Annotated in this window: 1 pseudogene; it reads left to right on the top strand. The window is 46.8% G+C overall.

Going from position 1 to position 325, the window contains the following annotated elements:
- Positions 1–325: pseudogene (locus HC176_RS19795) on the top strand (quinol:cytochrome C oxidoreductase); the annotation flags it as partial.

The raw sequence follows: 325 nt of genomic DNA, 5'->3' as shown, positions 1-325 counted from the left end.
CAGTTCGAATCTACTTTCACTTTGTCGGGAGCAAATGCAGATAAGAGAGTTCCGCTTACGCTTTCTCAGCAGAGAACAGCGCTTGCGGCTCTTCATGGTTATGTTACAGGAGGTTCTTCCTCAAACAATTTACCTGAAAATATTAGTCAGGCTCTTCAAAGCGCCGCAAAACAACTGCGTAGCTCCGGAAGCGGGGCAGTAGTTATTTCAGGAATTCCTGATGTTAATGCGCAGGCACTTGTCCTGTCGATAAATGAAGCTCTTGGTAGCCGGGTAATGGATACTGCAAATCCAAGAATGCTGAGACAGGGAAATTCGGCAGCAG

It is taken from the genome of Tamlana crocina, from assembly GCF_012037625.1.
Note: the sequence above shows the minus strand (reverse complement) of the source record. Positions and strands in the feature narration are given on the sequence as shown.